This window comes from Micromonospora craterilacus (genome assembly GCF_003236315.1).
Classification (GTDB): domain Bacteria; phylum Actinomycetota; class Actinomycetes; order Mycobacteriales; family Micromonosporaceae; genus Micromonospora; species Micromonospora craterilacus.
The window spans coordinates 1-4241 of record NZ_POTY01000364.1 but is presented as its reverse complement, the minus strand read 5'-3'; the positions used below and the strand labels follow the sequence as shown (position 1 = coordinate 4241).

The 4241-nt window shown below is 69.5% G+C and carries 5 protein-coding genes and 1 tRNA gene; 5 read left to right on the top strand and 1 reads right to left on the bottom strand.

Annotation, left to right across the window (positions count from 1 at the left end):
- The 3 genes from C1I95_RS32190 to C1I95_RS35550 all read left to right on the top strand — a co-directional run.
- Positions 1 to 881: replication initiator (locus C1I95_RS32190; protein WP_325048886.1), on the top strand; the 881-nt coding region annotated here is incomplete at its 5' end.
- A 98-nt stretch (positions 882 to 979) separates the two neighbouring features.
- On the top strand, positions 980 to 1165 hold the full coding sequence (locus tag C1I95_RS32185) for a helix-turn-helix transcriptional regulator (RefSeq protein WP_233514017.1): 186 nt from the start codon (positions 980 to 982) through the stop codon (positions 1163 to 1165).
- Between the two features lies 1 nt (position 1166).
- Complete coding sequence (locus C1I95_RS35550; RefSeq protein WP_158566518.1) at positions 1167 to 2408, top strand: tyrosine-type recombinase/integrase; 1242 nt, start codon at positions 1167 to 1169, stop codon at positions 2406 to 2408.
- Positions 2409 to 2470: 62 nt separating this feature from the next.
- Here the strand turns inward: C1I95_RS35550 and C1I95_RS32175 are convergent.
- A tRNA-Lys gene (locus tag C1I95_RS32175) sits at positions 2471 to 2545 on the bottom strand.
- Between the two features lie 160 nt (positions 2546 to 2705).
- Here C1I95_RS32175 and C1I95_RS32170 point away from each other — a divergent pair.
- Both C1I95_RS32170 and C1I95_RS32165 read left to right on the top strand, forming a co-directional pair.
- A complete protein-coding gene (locus tag C1I95_RS32170) occupies positions 2706 to 3191 on the top strand; it encodes an anthrone oxygenase family protein (protein ID WP_111219669.1) in 486 nt (161 codons plus the stop codon).
- Positions 3192 to 3244: 53 nt separating this feature from the next.
- On the top strand, positions 3245 to 4241 hold a 997-nt coding region (locus C1I95_RS32165; RefSeq protein WP_111219667.1), incomplete at its 3' end, for an NAD-dependent epimerase/dehydratase family protein.

Below are 4241 nucleotides of genomic sequence, written 5' to 3'. Positions count from 1 at the left end.
GCTTCGGCGTCGCCGACCTCGTCGACGCGCTCCACCACGCCGCCGCACAGATCGTCTTCCACACCCCGCCGCATCCCGACCGGGCCGACGGCTGGCCCATCGCCTGGGGCGATCCGGACAAGGGCCTCGACCTCCGACCCATCAGCACCACCGGCACGGGTGAAGTCACTGACGGCCTGGTCGCCGGCTACCTTGCCAAGTACGCCACCAAGAGCACCGAGGCCACCGGGCACACCTCCACCCGCCTGACCGCCGACAGCATCGGGGATTATGCCGACCCCGACGGCGACCACACCGCCCGCCTCATCGACGCCTGCTGGCGCATCGGCCGACCCACCCACACACCCATACCGCTGTCCGAGCGACCTCGTGACCACCGACCCCGGCCCGGCTTCGTCGACCGATGGGAATGCCCCGACTGCGGCACCCACACCCGCTACGCCGCCTGCCCCGTCTGCGTCGCCGAACGTCAAGCCGCCCTTGACACCGAACCGACGAAACCCGCGACGACCAACCCATACGCGCGGCTGCGCCGCTGGGCGCACATGCTCGGCTTCGGCGGCCACTTCCTCACCAAAGGCCGTCGCTACTCGGTGACCTTCCAACTCCTGCGCGACACCCGCGTGAGCTTCCGACGACACGAGCACCACGACCAGGCCGACGACCACACCGGCACACTCCGCGCCGTCGACCACCTCGACGACACCACGCCCCTGATCGTCGGCACCCTCACCTTCGCCGGCGTCGGCTGGCACACCTCAGGTGACGCCCTGCTCGCCTCCACTGCTGCCGCTATGGCCAGAGAGCGACGCGCCACCGGCCGCGAAGAACTCGCCCACGAACTCGGCACCGCCCAACCCGTCCTCACGCCCGCCGCATGACCCAGGAGGCCCAAGCCATGAGCCACGCGCGAGCCGGCACTGACCGGCGAGAGCCGCAATCACACCATCGTCAACAGAGGGGAGAACCCGTGGCCGAAATCGTCCCGGCCTCGCCACCGGACCTGTGGTCGATCAGCGAGACGGCCGCGTTCCTCCGTGTTCCCGTCGGCACGCTCTACCAGTGGCGGCACCGTCGAACCGGTCCGCGCGCTTTCAAGGTCGGCCGGCACCTGCGGTACAAGCCGTCCGAGGTCCGGGCGTGGCTCGACGACCAGGCGGCCTGACATGCCGATCGATGACCTGTGGTTCCTCAAGCAACGCGACCCCACCACGAAGAAGCCGCTTCCGTCCAAGCGGCACGGCCGGGGAAAGCGGTGGCGGGTTCGCTACGTCGACGCCGACAACGACGACCGCGAAAAGCTGTTCGACCTCAAGCGGGACGCGGAAGCCTTCGACTTGGCGTGCCGCTCGGGTGCGGCACCACAGGTGCGAGTGAAGCGGGAGGAAGCGCAGCTGACCTTCGCCGAGTACGCGCAGCGGTGGAGGGAGTCCCGCGAATCGGGCTGGGCCACGGAAACGCGACGCCGCATCCCGCAAAACCTGCGGAAGCATCTCCTACCCGTGTTCGGTGAGAAGGCTATCCGCTCGATCAACCTGACGGACGTGCTGGCCTGGCTTGGCCGGCTGCTCGATGACGGCACGCCGAAATCGTCGGTGAGCCTGTACTTCGGGCTGTTCAAGACCATCATGAACGCCGCCGTTATCGACAAGGTGATTCCCGACAACCCCTGCAACGGAGTGAAGCTCGCGCAGATCCTGCGCGGTCTCTCGCGGGCACCGAAGTGGGTTCCCACCAACGACCAGGTGCTCAAGCTCGCCGAGGTGGTACCGCGCCGGTTCCGGGCGGCTATCTGGCTGGGAGCCGGGGAAGGGCTTCGCCTTGGTGAGGTCCTGGGCCTGGAAGCCGGTTCCCGCTGCGCGGACTACGACCGTGGCGAACTGCACGTCATCCAGCAACTGCGGCACTCGCCGCAGCACTACGGTGGCTTCTACCTCTCGACACCGAAGAGCGGCTCCACCGGCACCGTGGACCTGGACGCGGTGGTCGCCGAGGAACTTGCCGGGCACCTGGCCGATGTCGGTTCCGTCGAGTTCGAGCTACCCGACATCACCACCGGGGAGCGGCTGACTCGTCCGGTGGCGGTCCTGTTCACCTCGTCGCGGGGGAAGCTGCTGACCGACACCTACTGGTCGGAGCTGTGGGCGGACTGGCGCGAGGCCGCCGGCTGGCCGAAGGAAGGCACCTTCCACTCCCTGCGCCACTTCTTCGCCACCACGCTGATGAGCAACGGCGTGGAGCCCCAGGAGGTGCAGAAGGCGCTTCGGCACGCCAACCTGCGCATCACGTTGGAAACCTACGTCCACTGGCTGCCGAAGAAGGACCGACCGCGCGGCCTGGTCGGTGACCTGCTGCGGAAGGCAGACAGCCAGCGGCGGGAAGCTCCCACCGACCAAGATCGGAGCTGAGTTGTGCCCTGGTTGTGCCCGATGATCTTCGCTGGGCGTTCCCGCAGCTCAGAGGCGGTGCATGGTGGGCCGCCAGGGACTCGAACCCTGAACCTATGGATTAAAAGTCCACAGCTCTGCCATTGAGCTAGCGGCCCGCGCGCTCAGGTTACCGGACACCCGCGGGAGCGGGCTCGCGGCTTCCGGGCCGGCATCGATGGCTCCGGAACAGTGTGCCGGCCAGCGTACGGGGTCGAGGGGTTCGACCGGGGCTGGCAGGATCGGTTCAGTCGGCAGTACGACAGGGGGAGGTCCAGCGTGCCGGAGCCGATCCGCATTGCAGTCCTGGCCGGGGCCACGTTGAGCACCGGGCTGGTGGCGGGGCTGTTCTTCGCGTACGCCTGCTCGGTGATGCCGGGTCTGGCCGCGACCGACGATCGGACGCTTGTCGGCACCATGCAGTCGATCAACCGGAAGATCCTCAACGGGTGGTTCCTGTCGATGTTCCTCGGCGGGCCGCTGCTGGTCGCGCTGGCGGTGGCCGGGTATTTCCGCGCCGGTGGCGCGGTGTTGGTCTGGCTCGTCGCGGCGCTGGTCGGCCATTTGGTCACGTTCGGCGTAACGATGCGGTGCAACGTGCCGCTTAATAACCAGTTGGACGCCGCCGGGTCGGTTGACGGGACCACCGACCTGGCGGCGGTACGACAGCGGTTCGAGGCGCCCTGGGTGCGCTGGAACCTGGTCCGGACGATCAGCTCGGTCGCCGCCTTTGTCTGCCTGATCGGTGCCCTGCTGGCCCGATAGGCCGCACCGAACCGATGGGCTTGGACGGCGGCTGACCGGGTACGGGGCCGGGCATGCGGATCGTGGTGGTGGGGGCGAGCGGCAACGTGGGCACTGCGCTGCTGCGCCGGTTGCGGCGGGAGCGTGAGGTCCAGGTCGTCGGGGTGGCGCGCCGGCCGCCCGTCCTGGGGGCGGGTGAGCCGTACGACGAGGTGCGCTGGCGCTCCTGCGACATCGGGCTGCCCGGTGCGGCCGATCAACTCACCGAGATTTTTGCCTGGGCCGACGCGGTGGTGCACCTGGCCTGGCAGATCCAGCCCAGCCACGACCAGGACGTGATGCGCCGCACCAACGTGGGCGGCAGCCGGGCGGTGGTCGACGCGGTGCTGCGCGCCGGGGTGCCGGCCCTGGTGTACGCCTCGTCGGTCGGCACGTACGCGCCCGGTCCGAAGGATCTGCCGATCAGCGAGCGGTGGCCGGCGACCGGGGTGGCCGAGTCGTCGTACAGCCGGGACAAGGCGGCGGTGGAGGAGATGCTCGACGGTATCGAGCGGAGCCATCCTGCGCTGCGGCTGGTGCGGATGCGCCCAGGGCTGATTTTCCAGCGGGCCGCCGGCACCGAGATCACCCGCTATTTTCTCGGGCGGCTGGTGCCGGTGCGGCTGCTCCGTTTCGGTCGGCTGCCGCTGGTGCCGGCCAACCGTCGGCTGCGGATGCAGGCGGTGCACGCGGACGACGTGGCCGACGCGTACGCCCGGGCGATTCTGGGTGACGCGCGTGGTGCCTTCAACGTTGCCGCGGACCCGGTGCTGACTCCGGAGTTGGTGGCCCGGCACTTCCACGGCTGGACGGTGCCGGTGGCCGCCCCGCTGCTGCGCGCCGCCGCCGCGCTCACCTGGCGGGCCCGGCTGCAACCGGTCGACGCCGGCTGGGTGGAGCTGGCGTTGAACGTGCCGCTGATGTCCAGCGAGCGGGCCGAGCACGAGCTGGGCTGGCGGCCGCGGGTCAGCTCGGTCGAGGCGTTGAAGGAACTCTTCGCCGGCATCGCCGACCGCGCCCACACCCCCAGCC

Excerpts from the sequence above, each read along its gene's own strand:
- C1I95_RS35550 (WP_158566518.1), top strand. The coding sequence starts at position 1,167 with ATGCCGATCGATGACCTGTGGTTCCTCAAGCAACGCGACCCCACCACG.